This is a genomic window from Blastococcus carthaginiensis (genome assembly GCF_030731085.1).
In the GTDB taxonomy this organism is placed as follows: Bacteria; Actinomycetota; Actinomycetes; order Mycobacteriales; family Geodermatophilaceae; genus Blastococcus; species Blastococcus carthaginiensis.
Window position 1 is genome coordinate 379,212 of the sequence record NZ_JASNFN010000004.1, and the last position, 19,445, is coordinate 398,656.

11 protein-coding genes and 1 other annotated feature are annotated in these 19,445 nt (G+C 71.5%); of the genes, 3 read left to right on the top strand and 8 right to left on the bottom strand.

What is annotated here, in order from left to right; all coding sequences use genetic code 11:
- Positions 1-9: 9 nt before the first annotated feature.
- The 7 genes from QOZ88_RS07000 to QOZ88_RS07030 form a co-directional block, all read right to left on the bottom strand.
- Positions 10-2,295 (bottom strand): tellurite resistance TerB family protein, encoded by a 2,286-nt coding sequence (locus QOZ88_RS07000; protein ID WP_319946875.1) that lies wholly within the window; start codon positions 2,293-2,295, stop codon positions 10-12.
- A gap of 358 nt (positions 2,296-2,653) precedes the next feature.
- Entirely contained in the window at positions 2,654-3,361 is a 708-nt protein-coding gene (locus QOZ88_RS07005; RefSeq protein WP_305999073.1) for an 8-oxoguanine DNA glycosylase OGG fold protein, read from the bottom strand.
- Positions 3,358-5,115 carry an exodeoxyribonuclease V subunit alpha gene (gene recD, locus QOZ88_RS07010; RefSeq protein ID WP_305999074.1) on the bottom strand — a complete coding sequence of 586 codons (1,758 nt, stop codon included), beginning with the start codon at positions 5,113-5,115 and terminating at the stop codon, positions 3,358-3,360. Before recD ends, QOZ88_RS07005 begins: the two co-directional genes overlap by 4 nt.
- Positions 5,112-8,354: a UvrD-helicase domain-containing protein gene (locus QOZ88_RS07015; RefSeq protein ID WP_305999075.1), complete on the bottom strand. Its 3,243-nt coding sequence runs from the start codon at positions 8,352-8,354 to the stop codon at positions 5,112-5,114. Before QOZ88_RS07015 ends, recD begins: the two co-directional genes overlap by 4 nt.
- Positions 8,351-11,572 (bottom strand): exodeoxyribonuclease V subunit gamma, encoded by a 3,222-nt coding sequence (recC, locus tag QOZ88_RS07020; RefSeq protein WP_305999076.1) that lies wholly within the window; start codon positions 11,570-11,572, stop codon positions 8,351-8,353. The genes QOZ88_RS07015 and recC overlap by 4 nt, the downstream gene beginning before the upstream one ends.
- 326 nt (positions 11,573-11,898) lie before the next feature.
- The gene (locus tag QOZ88_RS07025; protein ID WP_305999077.1) at positions 11,899-13,554 is read right to left on the bottom strand and encodes a hypothetical protein; all 1,656 of its coding nucleotides are present in this window, start codon (positions 13,552-13,554) and stop codon (positions 11,899-11,901) included.
- Positions 13,551-14,549 carry a hypothetical protein gene (locus QOZ88_RS07030; RefSeq protein WP_305999078.1) on the bottom strand — a complete coding sequence of 333 codons (999 nt, stop codon included), beginning with the start codon at positions 14,547-14,549 and terminating at the stop codon, positions 13,551-13,553. Before QOZ88_RS07030 ends, QOZ88_RS07025 begins: the two co-directional genes overlap by 4 nt.
- A 348-nt stretch (positions 14,550-14,897) precedes the next feature.
- Here QOZ88_RS07030 and QOZ88_RS07035 point away from each other — a divergent pair, with 348 nt between their 5' ends.
- The 3 genes from QOZ88_RS07035 to QOZ88_RS07045 all read left to right on the top strand — a co-directional run bounded on the left by QOZ88_RS07035 (position 14,898) and on the right by QOZ88_RS07045 (position 18,107).
- Entirely contained in the window at positions 14,898-15,692 is a 795-nt protein-coding gene (locus QOZ88_RS07035; protein ID WP_305999079.1) for a hypothetical protein, read from the top strand.
- Between the two features lie 346 nt (positions 15,693-16,038).
- The gene (locus QOZ88_RS07040; RefSeq protein ID WP_305999080.1) at positions 16,039-16,869 is read left to right on the top strand and encodes a hypothetical protein; all 831 of its coding nucleotides are present in this window, start codon (positions 16,039-16,041) and stop codon (positions 16,867-16,869) included.
- On the top strand, positions 16,866-18,107 hold the full coding sequence (locus QOZ88_RS07045; protein ID WP_305999081.1) for a hypothetical protein: 1,242 nt from the start codon (positions 16,866-16,868) through the stop codon (positions 18,105-18,107). Before QOZ88_RS07040 ends, QOZ88_RS07045 begins: the two co-directional genes overlap by 4 nt.
- A 28-nt stretch (positions 18,108-18,135) precedes the next feature.
- Here the strand turns inward: QOZ88_RS07045 and QOZ88_RS07050 are convergent.
- Positions 18,136-19,391, bottom strand: a protein-coding gene (locus QOZ88_RS07050) for an IS3 family transposase (RefSeq protein ID WP_305998703.1) whose coding sequence is annotated in 2 segments (ribosomal slippage) — positions 18,136-19,088 and positions 19,088-19,391 — 1,257 coding nt in all. Because the reading frame shifts where the segments join, the coding sequence is not laid out codon by codon here.
- Positions 18,976-19,089 (bottom strand) — a sequence feature (AL1L pseudoknot). (Overlaps the previous gene by 114 nt.)
- Positions 19,392-19,445: the final 54 nt, after the last annotated feature.

Genomic DNA, 19,445 nt, shown 5'->3' on the forward strand with positions numbered 1-19,445 from the left:
TCGAGTTAGTCATGCCTGCATCTCCTGGGCTACGCCGGGGTCGATCGTGATGGGGTCATCGCCGTCGACGAGCGGGTCACCGACCCGCTCGTAGGCGGCTTCGTTCAAGGTGTCCACGGCGCCGTCGGGCAGCAGTCCCAGACCGGCGCACTCGGCTTCGAGCTCGGCTCGGGCCCAGCTGCCGCGACCAGCAAGCACCGTCAGCAGCGTCGAGTGGGCAGCGTCGAGTCCGGCGATGGTGTGCCCCGTCGCGGCGGGCAGCAACGGTGGTGTCGGTTCCTCGTCGGTGAAGATGGAACCGAGCAGCGCGGTGACCGCGGCGGTCTCGGCGAGCTTGGCTGCGACCGTCGCCGCGTCGAGCTGCACGGGCGCGGCCAAGTCGCGGGATGCGCTGGGGTCGGGTCGGGCAGCCGGAGCCGGTGGGATGGCGTAGGCATGCGCGCCTGGCGAGGAGGCCCTGACCGTGACGGGCCCGACCGCGGCAATCCTCACGCCGCCGGTCGTCGCGGCGTGGACGCGGCTGTAGACCGACGCAGGATCCAAGCCGAGCAGCTTGAAGATCCTCGTGAGGATCTTGATCTCCTCCGGGCTCACGTGCCCGTCCGTGGCCGCGACCGTGGTGAGAAAGTCCCCGATGTTCTCGCGCTGCCCCTGGTCCAGTGCGGCGAGCCGCTTGGTGAGCCCGGTCAGCTTCACCGGAGTTGCCAGCAGCCAGCGTAGGTGGGCTTCCAGCCGGGCGCGTTCGGCTGCCCCGAATCCCATGGCGGCCTCGAGGTGCGCCACCAGATGGGAGATCTCGGCATCGGAGGCGTGCCCGTCGGCGGTGCTGACTACGGACGCGAGGTGCATCAGCAGCGCCGCGGCCTGGTACTCAGGACTCGGAGAGGCGGGCTGGCCAGGCTCGGCACGGAACAGCACAACAACGCCGACAGGGTCCGGCACCGGCCCGCCGTGGCGGACATCGGGTTCCAAGCCGATGCCGCGGGCACTCAGCAGCTGTGCCAGCGTGACGGCCTCGGCTTTCGCGACCTTGCCCGGTGTCGCCAGGGGCCAGAACGCGAGCAGCTCGCCGGCGTCAACAACCGCGCTGGGCTGCCCGTCGAGAGCGGCGTTGACGAACGAGTTCAGGCGGGCCAGGTCGTCGCCGCCCGCGTTGTCCGCGAGTTCTGGCGGCAGCAGCGCGGCCGCCGGCAGCGTCCCGCGCGCGTCAGGGTTGCGTCCCAGGAAGCGGCTGTAGGCGTCCAGGCTCGCGGTGCACTCCTCCACGAGCGCGGCGAGCTTCTTGCTCGGACCCGCCTGGGTCAGGACGTCGGGCAGCGTTGTCGACAACTCGGCTTGGCCGATTCCTGCACTGGCCGAGTAGTAGTCGAGCTTCAGCCTCGTGGTTGTCGCCTTGATCGTGAGGCCAGGTCCGTGCCGTTCGGCGTACCTGGTGCGGAACAGCGCTTCGAACTCGGCCGCACAGCGAGTTGCTGGGGTCCGCAGGTAGATCTCCGGGTGGTAGTAGGCCCACGCCAGGGCCCAGTCGGCGGAGATCGGTGTTCCGTCGACCGCCTGCTCTCCCAGACCGACCCGCAGAGCCATCGGGACGTCCCAGGGGTTGCCGGTGCGCGCGGGAACGGAGACATCGCCGGTGCTCGTCGCGTAGAAGTCCAGCAGCTGCAGGAACCGTGTCGTATAGCCTCGAAACGACCCGTTGTCACCGTAGAGGTCGAGCAGTCGTCGAACCTCCGCGGCGATAGCCGGCAGCTCGTCGCTGATGTCCTGGCCCTTGGCGGCGTCGACGAGCACCCGACGTTCGAGGCCGTAGAAGAAGAGGAACGGCCAACTGATCGGCGCGTTCGGTGCGCGTCGGCCGTCGGCCAACCACGTCAGGTACGCGGCGCGCGCGCCGGGCGTGATGTCGCTGTAGGAGGGCCAGTACCCGACGCTGCCAGCCGCCCAGTCGGGCCGGCGGAAGTCCAGCGGGAGCCGCGGGTCGATCAGCGCCGGGTCCGGGCCGTAGCCGACGGCGGCCGGCAACTGTCGACCGACGTACAGCATCCCGCCGGGGAGGGTGAGCGAGCCCACGGTCACCGCAGCCCCCGGCGGGACCCACCCATCCCTGCCAGCCTTACCGACCGCTGCCCGAGGCGGCGGGCTGGCTGACCGTGGCGCCGCAGCCACCGAAGAAGGCGGTGCCGACGACCCGAGGTGCGAGACCGGAGGCGGTGCCGACGGCCTCACATTGGAGACCGGAGGCGCCGTCGGAGCTGCGGAGGGCACGCTTCGCTTGAACCAGTCCCGCAATCCCACTGCATCCCCCGCGTTCCGATGTCAAACCCACCGTTGCGGTGGATTGACTGTCTGCGACAAGCGCAGGCTAGTCACCCAGGCCGCCATCGCGCGGGATCACCGGATCACGTGGGTATGACAGTTTCGGAACGAGGCCACCCGCGCCGGTTCTGGACCTCGCCCAGACACCCCGCCTCGTCGACAGCCGCGACCAGTCCAACCCGTACCCGCCGGTACCCGACTGAGAACGGCGCTCAGACCTCACACGGTCCTGAACTGCGCGCGGACCATGGCCAGAGGACGAACTGGCCTCCAGCCGGCGGCAATCCAGCCGCTCCAGTACGCAGGGCCAACGCCCGCTCCCGTGCGGTCCGGCATCTCAGCTGCCGGGCACTCCGGTTAGAACGCTGACCGCTAGCCGGCTGGCCTTCCCGATGTCGAATGCCGCGCGTTCCACTACGTCCGGCTCACATTCACCCCAGGCCTTCGCCCACCTGTGCAGCACCTGCAGGTAGTTCAGGTAGTCGTCGGTGCTCACCTGCACGTAGGGGCACCGGTGGCCCGTGAGTCGCTGGACCGCGATGCCGGTGTTCTTGTCGAGGATCAGCGGCTGGGGCCCCGACGGCACACGCCGGTAGCCGGCGAAGTACAGGAACTTGGTGCCGAACGCGGGCCCGAGGTGCGCGATCCTCTGGTCGCCGTGCAGCAACGCCGCGAAGGCGTCGGAGGTGCCATCCGCGGCCAGGATGCCTGTGACGGCCGCGAGCTTGCGCGCGACTGCTTCGACGTCGGTGAAGGCCCGGAGCCGGCGGCTGACCTCACGGCCAGACGCGCTGCCCCACGCGGCCGCGGCGACGTAGGTGTGTACCGCGCCGACCGGCGTGTGCGCTTCCTCGGCCAGAGCGAACACATCACGGCGCCGCACCGAGATCGTGCGAAGGCCCGTGTCGCGAAAGGCCGGCGGCAGCCACTGTGGGGGCAGCCCGGCCCGCCAGGCCGCCAGCGACACGGTCGTCGCCTGGTCGAGCACAACGGCGTCGCGATCCGGAGCAGGTCCGCGGAACGGGAACGGCGACTGGTCGCTCACGGCCACTCCCCGGGCTGGGGCCGCCGCAAGCCGCTGGCACGCACCACCTGCCGGCCGACGGCCGCACGCACCGCCTCCTCCGAGCCGACGACCCGCACGCTGCGACTGGCCCGGGTCACCGCGGTGTAGAGCAGCTCCCGGGTGAGCAGCGTCGAAGTGGCTGGGGGCAGGAGAGCTGTGACCGCCTCGAACTGGCTGCCCTGGCTGCGGTGCACGGTCAGCGCGTGCGCTGGGCTGACCGCCGACAGCCGGGACAGCGGCACCGGAGCCGGTCCGGCGCCCCGCGGGAACGCAGCACGCGGCCCCTCGGGGGTACGCACGACGACGCCGGTGTCGCCGTTCCACAGCTTGTTCTCGTAGTCGTTCGCGGTGACGATCAGCGGCAGCCCGGGCGCCCACTCCCCCGCTGCCGCCCCGGTGAGCCGGCCGATGCGGTCGTTCCAGGCGGAGACGCCGAAGGGTCCGTGCCGGTGCGCGCACAGCAGCCGGTGACGGCCGAGGAGCACCAGGCAACGGTCCGCGTCGCCCGCCTCGGCGGCGCTGCGCATCTCGTCGGCCACCGCCCGGATCTGCTCCTCGACCGCCGTCGTGGACGGATCCAGCGCGAGGTCCTCGCCGGCGTCGAGGAGTTCTAGGACCCGGTCGGCGTCGCCCGTGCGCACGGCCTCGGCCAGCCCGGCGATGTTCGCGCCGTAGCGCTGTGACACCCGCAGCCGGACGACGCCGTTGCGCAACTGCCGGCGGTCCTCGTCGTCGAGCCCTGCGCCGTCGGCTGACGTCTCCGCGGGAACGCCGTCCGCCGCGGCGGGCGGTGCCGGCCGGTGCACCAGGTCGCTGAGCACGGCGCCCGCGTCGACCGGCGTGAGCTGGTCGGGATCGCCCATGAGCACGAGCCGCGCGGTCGGCCGCAGCGCCTCGAGGAGCCGCGCCATCATCGTCAGCGACACCATCGACGACTCGTCGACCACGACGATGTCGAAGGGCAGCCGGTTGGTCGCGTCGTGCCGGAAGCGGCTGCGGCTGTCGGGGCGCCACCCAAGCAGTCTGTGGAGCGTCTGCGCGGTGAGGTCGAGCGGCAGGCCCACGGCGGCTGCCTGCTCCAGCACCGACTCCTGCAGGCGGGCGGCTGCCTTGCCGGTGGGTGCGGCCAGTGCGACGCGCGGCGGCGGACCGGGCTGGTCGAGCAGCAGCCGCAGCAACCGGGCGACGGTGTGCGTCTTGCCGGTGCCGGGCCCTCCGGTGATCACGCTGATCCACCGGCCGGCGGCCACGGCGGTGGCCAGCCGCTGCAGGTCCGGTGCAGGTCCTGCGAACAGCGTCGGCAGCGACGCGAGGTTCACCGTCGGCGCCGGCCGGGCGGCGCGCTCGTCGAGCGAGCGGCGGACCTGCTGTTCCTGCTGCCAGTACCGGTCGAGGTAGAGAAGCCCGTCGACCAGCCGCAGCGGCCGCCACGGCGCATCAGCGCCGACGGCGACCACCGAGCTGTCGTGGAGCGGTGACCAGTCCTGCGGCCAGGTCAGCTCGATCGGTTCGGCGTCCTCCTCGGGCACCACGGAGTCGGCGACGGTGGCGAGCTCGACGCAGACCGAGCCGGCGCGGACACCGCGTACGGCGAGTGCTGCGGCGAGCAGCACCGTCTCGTGCTGCTCACCGCCGAGCCGGGCCAGCCGCAGGGCGACGTGCACGTCGGCGGCGGTGAGCACGCCCGCCTCGGCGAACTGCCGCAGCACACCGTCGGCGCGGACCGGGATCACGGTCGCCCCGCCAGCAGGTCCGAGAGCGCGGGCACCAGCCCGGCCGGTGGCGTCCAGGTGAAGACGCCTGCGCCGGACGGAGTGGCCGCGCCCGCCATGCCACGGACGAACAGGTAGAGCACCGGTCCGATGTGCCGGTCCGGGTCGTATCCGGGCAGCCGCCAGCGCAGGTAGCGGTGCAGGGCCACGCAGTAGAGCAGCGCCTGGAGCACGTAGTGAGCGCGCTGCATCTCCTCTGCCATCGCCTCTGGGCGGTAGTGCCACGTGGTCAACGGCTCGGCGCCGAGCCGGTTGGTCTTGTAGTCGACGACTGCGAACACCGGCCCGGGCAGGCGCAGGACGGCGTCGATGCTGCCGGTGAGGAAGCCGCGCAGCGCCTGCGGAGCCAACGTGGCCAGCAGGTCGGGGTAGCCGGCCAGCGGCCCCAGGTCGTAGCGCCGCAGCAGGTCGACGACGTCGGCCAGCGTGGCGTGCGGCACGGCGTCGTCGCCACCGGCCAGCGGCAGCTCGAAGTCCAGCTCCGCCAGCCGGTCGGTGGCGGCGATCGCGGCCAGCGGGAGCTCGAGGTCCCCAAGCGGGGTGGCGAGCACCGGCCGCAGGCCGTCGGCGAGCGCCTCGGCGGTGACGCCGGGCACCAGGTGGCGGGCGACCGCCTGGGCGCACCGCTCATCCAGCGCCTCGGGGTCGAGGTCCTCCAGCACGGCGTGGACGAGGGTGCCGAAGGCCGCCCCGCCCGGAAGGTCGGTGAGCGGGGACGCCAGCGCGTCGGCGGGCGGCGCCTCGAGCGGTGTCTCCGTGTCGCGCTCGTCGTCCGTGCTCGGAAGGTCGGGCTCGCTGGCGAGGTGCTGTTCGTGCGCGTCGCGGGTGAGCCCGCTGTAGGAGGTCCGCCGCCAGTTCTCGTCGAGCGTGCGCCTGAAGCTGCTGACCGACAGCTCGGGAGCCGGCGTGCGCGGCGGCTCCCACCGCGGCACCGCGCGGCCACTCACGTCGGCGACCTCGATGCAGCCGGCGGACCGGGCCGACAGCGCGGCGAGCGCGGCCGCGACATCGTCGTCGGCGGGCGGCTGCACCCGGGCGGCCGGCTCGGCGCCCGGACCGGCCGCGCCGAACAGCAGCCGGTTCAGCGGAGCGGCGGCGGTGTTGCCGCTGGGCGCCCAGTGGGCGACGACCTGGCAGCGGGCGCGGGTGAGCGCCACGTACAGCAGCCGCAGGTCCTCGCCGGACTCCTCGGCCTCGTGCCGGGCGCGCGCTTCGGCGTACCCACGGCCAGATGAACCGCCGACGTCGAGCACTCGCTGCCCCTGTTCGTCGTGCAACCGCAGCACCTGCGGGTTGTCCGGGGTCCACCGGTCCCAGCCGAAGGGCACGTAGACGACGGGAAACTCCAGGCCCTTGCTCACATGGACGGTCATGATCTGGACGGCGGCCGCGTCGGATTCCAGGCGCCGGCTGCGCTCATCGGCCCCCTCGACCGAGGCCTGGGCGATGCGCCGCCGCAGCCACTCCACGAGCGCGGTCAGGCCCAGCGACTCGCGCTGCGCCGCCGCGTGCAGCACCTGGCCGATGTGCCGGAGGTCGGTGAGCACCCGCTCCCCGTCCGGCCGGGCGAGCGCGCGCTCGGGCAGACCGGTCTCGGCGGTCAGCACCTCGAGGCAGGCGGCCACCCCGCGGTCGCTCAGCACCTCCGCCCAGCGTCGTAGTTGCGGGCCGAGCTCGTCGGCGATCTCATCGCCTGCGTCGCCCAGGACGTGCTCGTCGTACCCGAGGAAGACCGACAGCGCCGCCGACCGCACACGGCCGGCCCGGTGCGGCTGCTCCAGCGCCTCCAGCAGGCGCAGCCAGGAAGTGGCGCTCGGAGTGGAGAAGACGCTGCCGCCGCCGGCGAACACGGCCGGCACCCCGGCGCGACCCAGCGTCTCGCGCACGAGGTGTCCCTGGGCGTTGGTGCGCACGAGCACCGCCAGGTCGCCGGGACGCACCGCCCGCCCCTCGTACTGAGCGCCGCCGGACAGCAGGTCGACGACGTCGGCCGCCACGTCACAGGCGACGGCGTCGCGGAGCCGGGCGACCGAGGGCAGGCCCTGCCACATCCGTCCGTGGCCGGTGCGCTCCAGCCGGCGCAGCCGCAGCGGCGCACCGGCCCCGGCCAGCCGCGCCTCCGGATGGGCCGCGTCGACCGGCCGGACGACGATCCGCTCGTGCCCGAGGGCGGCGCCGCCGAAGAGCAGGTCCAGCGCGCCGAGCAGCGGCGCGTCACTGCGCCAGTTGGTGCCGAGGGTCGCCTCTGTCGTCGCCTCGGCAGCGGCCGCAAGATAGGTGGTGACGTCACCCCCGCGGAAGGCGTAGATCGCCTGCTTGGGATCGCCGATCAGCACCAGCGTGGTCCGGGCGTGGAACGCGCGCTCCAGGATCTCCCACTGCACCGGGTCGGTGTCCTGGAACTCGTCCACCATCACCACCCGGTACCGGGCAGCCACCCGCTCGCACGCCACCGGCCCCGAGGTGTCGTCGGTGAGGGCGTCGCGCAACAGCGAGAGCCAGTCCTCGTAGTCGACCAGCCCCACGGCGCGCTTGCGGCGCTCCACCTCGCGGCGGACTGCGGCTGCGGCGCGGCGGCGCCGGCCGGCCTGCCCCTCATCGGTCAGCGGCCAGAGCGTCGCCTGCCGGTCGCTGCCCACCGCACGGCGGCCGAGTTCCAGCAGCTCGGCGTGGGAGAGAAAGGGCGGGTCGGCGGAGCCGGCGAAGGTGCGCACGTAGAGGTCGTCGACCACCTCGCGCACGAGGTCGTCGATGTCCTCGACAAACACGGCGGTGGGGTCGGCATCGGCTGCCATGCCGAGCCCGGCCAGCATCTGCGAGCAGAACGAGTGGGTGGTGGCGATCGTCGCCTCGTCGAAGCCGGCCAGCGCCCGAGCGAGCCGCTGCCGCCGGCGCTCCACCTCGTCGTCGGGCACGTCGGCGAGCAGTTGCAGGATCGGGTCGCGCTCGTTCCTCCGGGCGGTGTCGGGGTCGCGCAGGCCGCGCTCGGCGGACACCAGGCGCTCACGCACCCGGTCACGGAGTTCGCGCGAGGCGGCGTTGCCGAAGGTGACCAGCATGATCTGGGACAGCTCGGCCGCTCCCTCGGCGACGTAGCGCGCGGTGAGCGCGGCGATGGTGAACGTCTTGCCGGTGCCGGCGCTCGCCTCCAGCACCGTCGTGCCGGTCGGCAGCGGGCCGCAGACATCGAACGCGTTCACGAGAACTGCTCCGCCGCGCGGATCGGCGTCCAGAGCCGGCAGGCCAGCGCGCCGAAGCGGGTGATCTCGCCGGCCCACTGCTCCCCGTCGCTGGGCGCGGCCGCGACGAGCTGCTCGAACGCCGGCTTGTCGCCCCACACGTACTGGTGGGACCGGTCCTCGCGCTCTCCGCCGGATTCCCGGTTCCACTCCTTGCGCGCGGTGTCGAGCGCCCGCTCGGGCGACCTGCCGTCCAGCCGCTCCCCGGCGTACGCCCACGATGTCTTCACGGCCATTGGCAGCGGCTCGCACATCCCGCGGTCGTACAGATCCACCAGGTCGGTCAGCACGGCCACCGGATCGGGCGGCGCCGTGATGGTCGACGTACGCGCCCGGTCGCGGGAGCGGCCGACCGTGATCGCCCGCCCCGTGCCCTCCGCGGCCGCCAGGGCCAGCGCAAGCACCCAGCCCCGCGCCCGGTGCTTCGCTGACAGGCTCGAGTAGGTGACGGTGACCACGGCGCCATCGCGCACTCCGTTGACCGTGCCGGAGAGCTCCCTCCCGCCCAGGTCGAGCCGGACGTCGACCGTCCGAGGCGTGGGGGCGACCGCGGTGCGGCCGGCGGCGACCAGGGCGTCGACGCGGCCGCCGACCCGCTGCAGCACCTGCTCCCCCAGGCCGCGTGGTGGCAGCGTGCCGCGGAGCCACTCGGCCAACCGGGCGTCCTCGGGGCGGGTGCCGCGCAGGCCGGCGGCCAGCAGGCGCTCGCCCACCGCCCACTCCTGCAGGCCGTCGAGGGTGGAGGCGAGCGCGTCGGCGATCTCGTCGTCCTCGCCGGGCAGCGTGATGCGCAGCCGCTGCCGCAGGTAGGCCTTGACCGGGTGCTCGACGAAGGCGACCAGGTCCTCCAGGGCGACCGGTCCGGTCAGCGGCCCGAGCGGGCGGCGCTCGGGCTCCGGCTCGCGGGGCCGCACCGAGCGGCGGGCGCCGGCCAGGCTCACCGGGTCGAAGCTCGCCGGCGGTGTGCCGGTGAAGGAGCGGACGTCGTAGGGCTGCAGCGGGTGCCGGGTGACGATGTCGGTGCGGGCGCCGGGCACCATCGCGTCGACCACGTCGAGCAGCTCTCCCAGCGGAACGGCCGGCGGCCGCAAGGCGCCGCTGACCGGGTCGGCGCCGGTGTAGAGCACGACCAGCCGCTCGCCGGCCGCCATGAGGGCGTCGAGCAGCAACTGGCGGTCCTCGCTGCGGACGTCCCGCTCGCCCACGCACGGGTCGCGTGCCAGCACGTCGTCGCCGTCCATGCCGGCCGTGCGCGGGAAGACGCCGTCGTCGAGGCCGAGCAGCACGACGACGCGGTGCGGCACCGACCGCATGGGCACCAGCGTGCAGACGGTCAGGTTGCCGGTGCGGAAGTTCGCCCGGGTGGGACGCCCGCGCAGGCGATCGGCCATCAGCGCACGCACGTCGACGAGCCGGATCGAGGCGGTGCCGCCGTCCCCGGCCTCGGCCAGTTCGCGGCGTGCCTGCCCGAGCTGCCAGGCGTCGGTGGGGTCGGTGTCGGTGAGCAGGTCGAGGGCTCCGGTCAGGGTGTCGATCCAGTGCCCGGCCGGGTGTTCACCGCTCAACGCCGTCAGCACGTCTTCGAGCCGGTCGAGCAGCTCGGCCAGCCGCCCGGCCAGGTCGATGTCGCTGCTGTCGACGTCGTCCAGTGGCAGCGCGCGATCGAGCCAGACCGGCTCATCTTCGGACGTCGTCACCCCGAGCAGGACGCGGTCGAGCCCGGCCTGCCAGGTGTTCTGCGCGACCGAGTCCAGTCCGAACGGACGTCGGGTGGCGGTGTCAATGCCCCATCGGACGCCAGACTGCGCCACCCAGTCGCGCATGCGCTCGAGCTCGTCGTCGGTGAAGCCGAACCGGCGCCGCACGCCGGGGGTGGCCGCGAGGTCGAGCACCTGGCTGGCGGTGACTCGGCTCTGCGCGAGGTCGAGCAGCGCGGCCACAGTGTCGAGCAGCGGATTGGTCTGGCGCAGACTGCGGTCGGCCAGCCGCACGCGGAGGGCGCCGCCGGGGTGCGGTGATTCCGCACCGAGGCCGAAGGCGGCCGAGATCAGCGGCGCGAACGTCTCGACGTCAGGACACATGACCAGGACATCGCGCGGCTCGAGAGTCGGGTCGTCCTCGAACATGCGCAGGAGCAACTCGCGCAGCACCTCGACCTGCCGGCCCGGACCGTGGCAGGCGTGCACCTGCAGGCTGTCGTCGAGGTCGGCGGCGCCTGGGGAGACGTCATCTCGGAGGTCGGCCTGGAGGCGGCCGAGCAGGGTCGCCTGCCGGTCGGCGTCCTGGTGGTGCTCGTCCTCGTGCGGCGGAAGCCGCAGCTGCAGCTCACGGGCGTCGCGCGCGAGGCTGCGCAGCAGCGGATGGTCGGGCAGTGTCGCCGTGTCGTCCTCGCGCCGGCGACCGGCGGTACGGCCCTCGAGCCGCTTCCACAGCACCGGGCTGGGGTGCGGCAGCCAGAGGTGAACGTCGCGGTGCTCGGCGAGCGCGCTCAGCACCGCGCGCGCGTCGGCGTGCAGCCGGGTCGGCCCAAAGATGCTGATCCGCTCGGGCAGGTCGGACAGTGCGGGGTCGGCGCGCAGCGCGGCGCACTCGACCTCGAGCCGCTCCGCCGGGCTGGGCCCCAGCCGGTCGCGCAGCCGCCGCCACAGCTCCGCCTGCCAGATGAGGTCTTCCGGCAGCGGGTCGTGTCCATCGGTGTCGCGGCCCTCGGCCCAGTCCCGCAGCATCTGCGGCCGGTGTGACCCGTAGGAGCGGAAGAGCCCGCCGAGGCGGGCTGCGGCTGTCCACCGGCGACCGCGGCGGTGGTCATCGGCGCCGTGGCCGAGGTGCTGCGCGAGAACGCGGCACCACGGCTCGCCGAGGTGCTGGTCGATCACTTCTAGCAGCGGCCACACCGGATCGGCCCAGGGGTCGTCGCGCAGGTCCGAGCCGCGCGCTGCGGCCACCGCCTCGTCGACCAGCCGACCCGCCGACGGGAAGACGACGCCGGAGCAGATCCCGTCGCCGGCAGACCCGGCGCCGAGCACGGTGGACAGCCGCTGCGCTAGCCACCGTTCCACTCCCTTCGCCGGGACGGCGACGACCTCGGACGCGAAGGGGTCGGCCAGCGGCGTCGCGAGGACGGCCGCCAGCCCGTCGGCGAGACGCGCCGTCTGTTCGGCCCGGTGGACGTGGAGCACCCGAGTTGTCTACCTGACGAGTGCGACAGAACGAGCGGCACGACTCACTCCGAGTGACAGGTCATGTGCCGCAGGCTCCTGCCATTCCCTAGGGCTGGCCGGCCCCCTGCGCGCGATCTGCCACGCGACGTCCGGGGGTGGCGGTCCCTCGCAGGTGCGGTCGAGCGGCGGCCGTCCGCCAGTAAAGAGTGCGACGCGAGCGCACCAAATCGCCTGGGGATGTCGAAGACCATCCCGAGGCGATTCGGGGACCGCTTTGCTGACGTGACCGGAGGCGGCTGCCCGCTGGCGACCAGCCGCTCAGGTCATGCAGCGGCACCTCCCTCCTAGTTCGGCGCAGCCAGCTGTTGCTGCAGCCACTCATGCGCCTGTTCTGGAGGTGCGAACAGAATGTCGCCCGAGAGCTGCCGTGCGAACGGATCGGTGTCGCGGTGCGTCTCGACCCACGCCCGGATGTGCTGCAGGTTGAGCAGCGCGACGTCGAGCCCGATCACGATGGAGATGACCGACACGAAGGTCGTGCTGGTGACCCACCGCTGGAGCTGCCGCCCGTCGGCGTGCTTGAGCTCGCCGTGCACTCCCTCGATGGCTGCGCGGGCCCGCCCGTAGGACCGGTCCCAGTCGGCGCGCCCCCACGGCATGCTCTGCCGCAGCGGGTTGACCTCGTCAGGAACGAAGATCGTCTTCTGCGTGCAGATGGCGTGCCTGCCCGCCCCCGGCGGGTCCACCACGACCGGCAGCTTCCGGCGCCCATTCACCGGCCCTCGCAAGGGGCACTGCACAGTCGGGGACGGGGACAGCGCCGGGCAGGCGACGTTGACACCGTCGTGGCGAACGGAGCGGATGTGCGCCCGGTATCGCGACTGCTCGACCACGCGCCCGTCCCAGATGGCCTTGGCCGGGTTGGGCTGACCCTGCTCCCGCGCTGCCGGGCGTGGGCCGGGGTTGCGCAGGTGCTCGGGAGTGGCCGGACAGAGGACGTTGCCCTGGAACAGCAGCCCGCCCCTGTGGGCGCCCCGTCCTTCGAGCTGATCTGCTCGAAGGTCAAGTACGAACGGCTGCCCGCGTGCGCGCAGCCGTCCGAACAGGTCGACGGACTTGCTGTAGTCACGGTCGGCTCCCACGGTGTACGTCCCGGGGAAGCGTCGTTCGATGCGCGCCAGCATGTCCGTCAGGATCTGTGCTGCGCTGTACCCGGCAGCGGCGGTGACGTAGAGCGCCGGGATGATGCTGGGCGGGGGGTCAGCACCCGGTCGGGTCACACCGACGACGGAGGTGTGCAGGTGGAGTCCACCGATCGTCTCCTTGGGCTGGGCGTTTGTGGGAGTGGCATGTCCCCAGCGGCCACCCAGTGCCCGGTGCGATCGCTGACGCTGGAGACGCCTCCGATCCTCGGCGGGCAGCGACTGCTCCGACCGCAGCAGCAGATCGGTCGACTCCTCCGCCAGCAGCTGCCGTCGCAGGTCGCCGCTGAGAGGGCGGGCGGGCGTCTCGTGCGCGGTTGCATCGAAGACGATCAGATCTCCGAGTGGCAGCCCTGCCGGGATCCAGCCGACGACGAGCGCGTTGACGATGTCACGCACCCGGCGCTCCCGATGGAGTCGTTCCTGCGCGGACACCGATGCACCACCGGAGGGGCGGAGCGCATCAAAGCCGAGCCGCTCCTCGACGATGCGGGTCATGTAGCGCAGCCGCTCGAGTGACGGCGGTGCGCCGTCCCGGTCGAGCAGTCCCAGCCACGCGCATCCATCCTGACCGAGGAGCTGGTTGAGGACCCTGTGCAGGTCTCGCGGGCGGGAAGATCCATACACGCTGAGCGTGCACGTGATCAGCGTCAGCCAGCCCTCGGCGGACACTGACCGGTGCAGCCCCTGCGCATGACGGCGGATGCCCCGCTCTAGCAGAGCGGCGGCGCCGCTGCGGCGCACGAGCTCACGGCAGTAGACGAGCTCAGCGGCGTACGGGATCGGAGCAGTCCTCATCGTGCCCTCCCCTGGACTGCGCGGAGCTGAGGCACGTATCCCCGCCGCAGCGGGGCCGTGTCCAACTGGTCGACCTGCGCGTAGGGCAGCGCGTTCTGGATCTCGCTCAGGCTGTGCCGCCCCAGTTGCCGGACGAGCACCGCCACGGACAGGTCGGCGGAGAGCACCTCGGCGATGTAGGCGCGCCGCAGCGTTTGCGGCAGCGGTCGGGGCAGCCCGGCGCCGCCCCGGATCGCGTCGAGCAGGTCGGTCACCGGCGAGTGACGGTGGGGCCAGCGCCCCACCAGGAGTTCCTCTCCAAGGTCTTGCGCGACGGCGAGGAACTGGTCGCCGTAGCGGTCGAGCACCACGGCGGGTCGGGTCTTCTCGCCCTTGATGTCCACGACGACCGCGCCGTCGCGCCGGCGGTGCACGTGGACGCCCCGGGTCTCCCGGAAGTCTCCGCTGTCCATGCCAGCGCCTCGAGCCCCGTACAGAAGGGCCTTGGCGTGCAGCCTGATGCGCGGCGGCTGGGCATCGACAACGGTCTCCCAGTCAGCGAAGTGGGCATCGGACATCGGCTCGGACACTGCGGTCCGGCTGGTCCGCCCGCCTCGGACGACCTGAATGCCCGAAACGCCGAGGGCGCGCGCCAGGGCGAGGTTCCGGCTGAGCAACGTCTTGTGCGTGCCGGGCGTGATGTCGTGGCGTTCGAGACGACTTCCCAGATCGACCTCATAGGCCACGACGAACGCATCGCGGAAGAGGACAGCGGGTTCCGTCCCCGCCCTGGTGGACACCCCAGACTGGCGGAGGAACTGCACGTAGTCCGCCAGCCCCTCCAGCTTGTTGACTGCTTCGGAGATGGTCTGCGGTCGCGTCTTGAGGACGACGCGTCGCGCCGCCGACAACTCACCGCAGGTGCTGAGCTTCGGCGACTCCCAGGAGCCCACGTGGGTGCGAACCACCTTGGGGATCAGTCCGGGTCGCGCGTCGATCCTTCGTGCTTTCGGCATGGCCAAGTCCTCCTTCGAGCGACGCCGGCCGGTGCCCCTGACCCGCTTGGCGGTTCACGGAGTGATCACCAGGGCCGGCTTGTGCTGGACAGCGACGAAGGTGCGGGCCCGACGCCTCGGGATCAGACTTGTGCCGCGATTTGCGGCAGCCGCTCCCCCGGCGAGTCACAGGGATGCCCGAGAGGGGGCGGGGTGCCTGACGATCACCGCTCCGGCACGCAGCGCAACCGGACTCAGGTGCCGATCTGGTTGTACTCCTTGCTGTTCCCTTTCCCTCTCGGCGTACTTGAGGTCACTGAAGGGTGCTCACGCCGACACGAGATGGCTTGGGAAAGCTCCCTACGCGCTATGCAGATTCTGCTGGGCATCGAGATTCTGGGTTGGAATGACATCACCGAGACTCGCGCATGGCTGACCGAGACAGCTGACGGAAAACAACCTGACACATTCGGCGTGAGCTTGGATGCGATGCGCGAGTTCGCCACCGGACAGCACTATTTGCAGTTCGACAAGTTCTTCACCTGGCGTGAAGCGATGCTCCGACGCGCTAGAGCGATTGGGGAGGAAGAAGCCATCGCTGTACTAGGCATGCCCGCGGCAGGTGTTCGCAGACTCCCCCACAGCGACCCGACCACGATCCGCATCGACGGAGTGAGCCGTGCCAAGGAAGCGGACCGCCCACTTCCACCGGTCGACGAGCTTGTTCGCTACCAAGACAGAGCTCAGTGGCTCTACTTCGCATGGAATCGCATCCTTCATTGGCCCCGCATGTTGACCACACGCCCCGCGGAGCGGCGCGAGCTTACAGCGGTGCTGGTGGCCGACATCGTCAGCGACTGGATGCCTCTCGCCGGACGAAACGCGTGCTACTGCTGGGCGCTGGAGGCTCGGTATCGGTCCATGCGAATCGCTGCGCACACCTTCGACGACTACATCTCTGACGAACGTATCGACGACTCTCGCGCAAGTAGCAACCTTCCTGACGTCTTTGCGTCCGGAGACCCCGGGCGCCTATGGCCACGAGATGAGCAACTTCGCGAGGTAAAACAGGTCGGGCCGCTCGGCATAACACGTCGATACCTGAACGCCGTCTCGACGTACGCGTCGTCCACCTACCGGCACGCAGTCGAATGTGCTCCTTAGCAGGGGCAGTCGACAAGTTCGATAGAACCGCGTGGGCAAACAGTTGCTTTCGCGCTCCACCTTCTCCTGACCATCGGCTTTTCGGTCGAATGCGAATCACTCACCTCCCGGCACGGTCCGACCGCCTGACACCCCCGTCAGGCCGTCGACCATTCCCCTGGGAGATCGCGTGGCCTCGAACACCCCGCCCCGACGCAGCGCTGCTGCCGCGCGACGGCGTCTGAGTGACCTACGCGTAGCCGACCCGCAAGCGCCGGTAGCGCTGCCGGCGCACCTGAGTCAGCTACTGGAGCGCTTCCGACCCCAGGGCGCCACTGCAAACCGGTGGCCCGAGATACGACCCGCCGTGGCCGAGACGCTGAGCCGGTCCCGCATCACCGGCGTTGACAGTATCCGCAAGCACATCACTCACGTTGCCTACTTCCTGGCCTGGGCCCAGGACCACGACCTGCCGCTGTCGGCCGAGACGGTAGTGCGCCGACATGTGGACGAGTACGCCCGCACGGGCATGCCGGACAGTTCTGAGAAGTCGCGGGCGGACCGGCGGGCGCGGCTGCGCTGGTTGGCCGACCAACTGCATCCCGACCAGGCGCCAGACCGCGGCGTGCCGATCGCCCGGCCCAGCATCAAGCCTCCCTACACGTCACGGGAGATGACACAGATCCGCCGCGTCGCGCTGACGCAGCCGACCGCGGCGCGACGTCGGCAGCTGTGCCTGTGCGTCGGGTTGGGGGCCGGAGCCGGTCTCGACTCGCAGGATCTGCGGCACCTGACCCGCAGTCACGTGCGCGACGCAGCCGACGGAGGCCTCAACGTCGACGTTGCGGCACCGAACCCGCGCTCGGTGACGGTGCTGCGGGACTACGAAGACCTCGTCCGCATCGGGATCGCAGGCTTCAAGCCGAAGACGCTGCTACTCGGACGCAAGGAGGACCGGCGCAACCTCGCCGCCCGCGCGATCGGCGACGCCGTCGTCCTCGGGGACGTCCCGCACATCGAGCAGTCACGGCTGCGGGCAACCTGGCTGGCGCAGCTGATGACCGGGTCGGTGCCGTTGTCCGTGCTGCTCACCGCGGCCGGGCTGCGCTCGGCCCGCACCCTGGTGGACCTGCTCCCCCACCTACCGAGCACCGCCGATGCGCACCGGGTGCTGCGGGACGCCGGAGCTGTCCGGTGAAGATCGTTCATCAGTACCGGCTGTACACCCACGTGGTCGACACCTCCGGTGCCACCGACGTGCTCACCGCCGCCATCCGCGTCGACCGGCGTGGCCGCAAGGCGCTGTGCCCGCCGCGCACCTTCCTCATCCTCGGTCTGCTCGCCGCCGGCTCCGGGAAGCTGACTGTGGAGCGCATGCACCGCATCGCCACCCGAGAACTGCCCCGCGAGGTGCAGTGGGAACTGTCGATCCTGCGGCGCAGCGACGCCGGGGTGACCGTGATGCCGGTCAGCGAGCTGTACTACCTCACCAAGACGATCACCGCCCGGCTGGATGCCAGCAGTTCTCGTGCCGCTGCGCTGACTGCCGAGCAGCGGCGGCCGCGCAGCCAGTGGCTCGAGGAGATCGTCGACCGGCTGCTGTGCGCCACACTGCCGCATCGGCCGGGCAGCTCCTACGCGCTGGATGAGACGGCGATCTGGGCGTGGGCCAGGGGGCGCAAACGCACCGGCGGCGACGCGGCTGTCTCGGCTTGCCCGGACGCCCGCTGGGGTAGCAAGACCGGCAAGGACGGCGCCTCACACGCCTACTTCGGGTACGCCATGCACGCCTTGGTGCGCATACCCGACCTACGCCCGGGTCCGATCGCGACTGACGCCGATGACCCAGCGCTGATCGAAGCCATCACGGTGACACCGGCTTCCACCGACGTCGTCGACGTCAGCCTGGCGCTGCTGGACCGCGTGCGCGCCCGCCGCGCTGTTCGTGACCTTGCCGCCGACCGCCACTACTCCTACAAGGAGTGGGGCCGCTGGGCGCGGGAGCTGTGGCTGCGCGGCATCCATCCCGTGGTGGATCTGCGCAGCGACGAGCAGGGCTTCCGTGACTACAACAGCACCCGCATCGCAGCGGGCTGGCCGCACTGCCCCGCCACGCCCGACCGGCTGGGCACGCTTCCCCGTCCCGCACCCAACGCCGGCGAGGCCGACCGCACTGCGTTCCAGGAACAGATCGCCGAGCGGTTTCCCTACGCCATGCGCCGCGTCGGCAGTCACATCCCCGACGGCCGTACGCGGTGGGAGTGCCCCGCTCGGGCCGGCAAGCTCGGCTGCCCCCTGGTGGCCGGCACGGTGCAGGTCGCGCGGGAGTTGCAGCTGCCGGTCATCACCGCCCCGCCCGCCGAGCCGGAGCGGGAAGCCTGCTGCACCCAACGCACCTTCATGATCCGCGTCCAGCAGCCGCAGCCCGGCGACTGAACCGCCCTGGGTCTGATGGAGGCTCGTTCTATTGGATTCCCACCCCGGCGGGGTCGGTCCGTTGGGCAGCGTAGAACGCTGCTTCGTACTCCGCGGGCGGGACGTTCTGGCAGTGCCCGTGGAGCCGGCTCTCGTTGAACCAGTGCACCCAGGACAGCGTCGCGAGTTCGAGCTCGTCGACGTCGTCCCAGCCGGTGGCGTCGGGTCCGTGGACGCACTCGGTCTTGTAGAGGCCGTTGGTCGTCTCGGCCAGGGCGTTGTCGTAGGAGTCCGCGACCGTCCCGATCGAGGGCCGCGCGCCGATCTCCTCGAGCCGCTCGGTGAACCGCACGGCGGTGAACTGCGACCCCGCATCCGAATGTGTCACCAGCCCGACCAACCGGCGCCCTCCGCGGGAGGCTCTGGCCATCTCAAGTGCGTCGAGGACCATCTCGGTCTTCATGTTCGCCGCCACCCGCCAGCCGACGATCCGCCGGCTGAACGCGTCGACGATGAAGCACACGTACGCCATCCCCGACCGGGTCGGGACGTAGGTCAGATCGGTGACCCACAGCGCGTCGGGCCGGTCGGCGGTGAACTGCCGATTCACCAGGTCCGGCGCCCGCGAGGCATCCGGGTCCGGCCGGGTGGTGAAGACCTTCTTGCGCAGCCGGGACACCCCTTCGATGCCCAGCTCACGCATCAGCCGGGCAACCTGGTCGCGGCCGATGTCGTGACCAGCGCGCCGGGCGGCCTTCCAGAGCTTGTGCGCTCCGTAGACCTTCCGGTTCGCGGTCCACAACGCCAGCAGGACCTGCATCATCAGCACGTCCCGCACGGCCCGCGCAGACGGCGCGGTCTGCCGCTTCTTCGCGGCGTAGTAGCTGCTCGGAGCCACCTGCAGGTACCTGCAGATGAACTCGACTCCGAACTCGTTCCGGTTCTCGTCGACGAACGCGACGATCACCTCGATGGGCGGTCGAGTTCCGCCGCGAAGAAAGCCGAGGCCCGCTTCAACAGATCGTTGGCCCGGCGCAGCTCACGGTTCTCCTGCTCGAGCTCCCGGATCCGCGTGGCCTCGACCGTCGTCACCCCCGGCTCGACGCCGTCATCGATGTCGGACTGCTTGACCCAGGTCCGCAGCGACTCCACCCCGCAGCCGATCTGATCGGCGACCCGCCGAACCGTCCCGTGCGTGGTGCCCAGCTCCTTGCGCAGCTGCCGCACCAGCCGAACCGCCCGGGCCTTCTCCTCTGGCGAGTAGCGACGCGTCGTCGGCTTCCCAGGCGTGCCTTCGTTCCCCATGGCTCCATCCTCGTTTCCAAGGTCAGGAGCCTCCAAGCAACCCAGGGCGGTTCA

What these genes read in the sequence shown, in the direction of transcription:
- QOZ88_RS07035 (WP_305999079.1), top strand. Translation starts at nt 14,898, where the DNA reads ATGCAGATTCTGCTGGGCATCGAGATTCTGGGTTGGAATGACATCACC.
- QOZ88_RS07030 (WP_305999078.1), bottom strand. Translation starts at nt 14,549, where the DNA reads ATGCCGAAAGCACGAAGGATCGACGCGCGACCCGGACTGATCCCCAAG.
- QOZ88_RS07025 (WP_305999077.1), bottom strand. Translation starts at nt 13,554, where the DNA reads ATGAGGACTGCTCCGATCCCGTACGCCGCTGAGCTCGTCTACTGCCGT.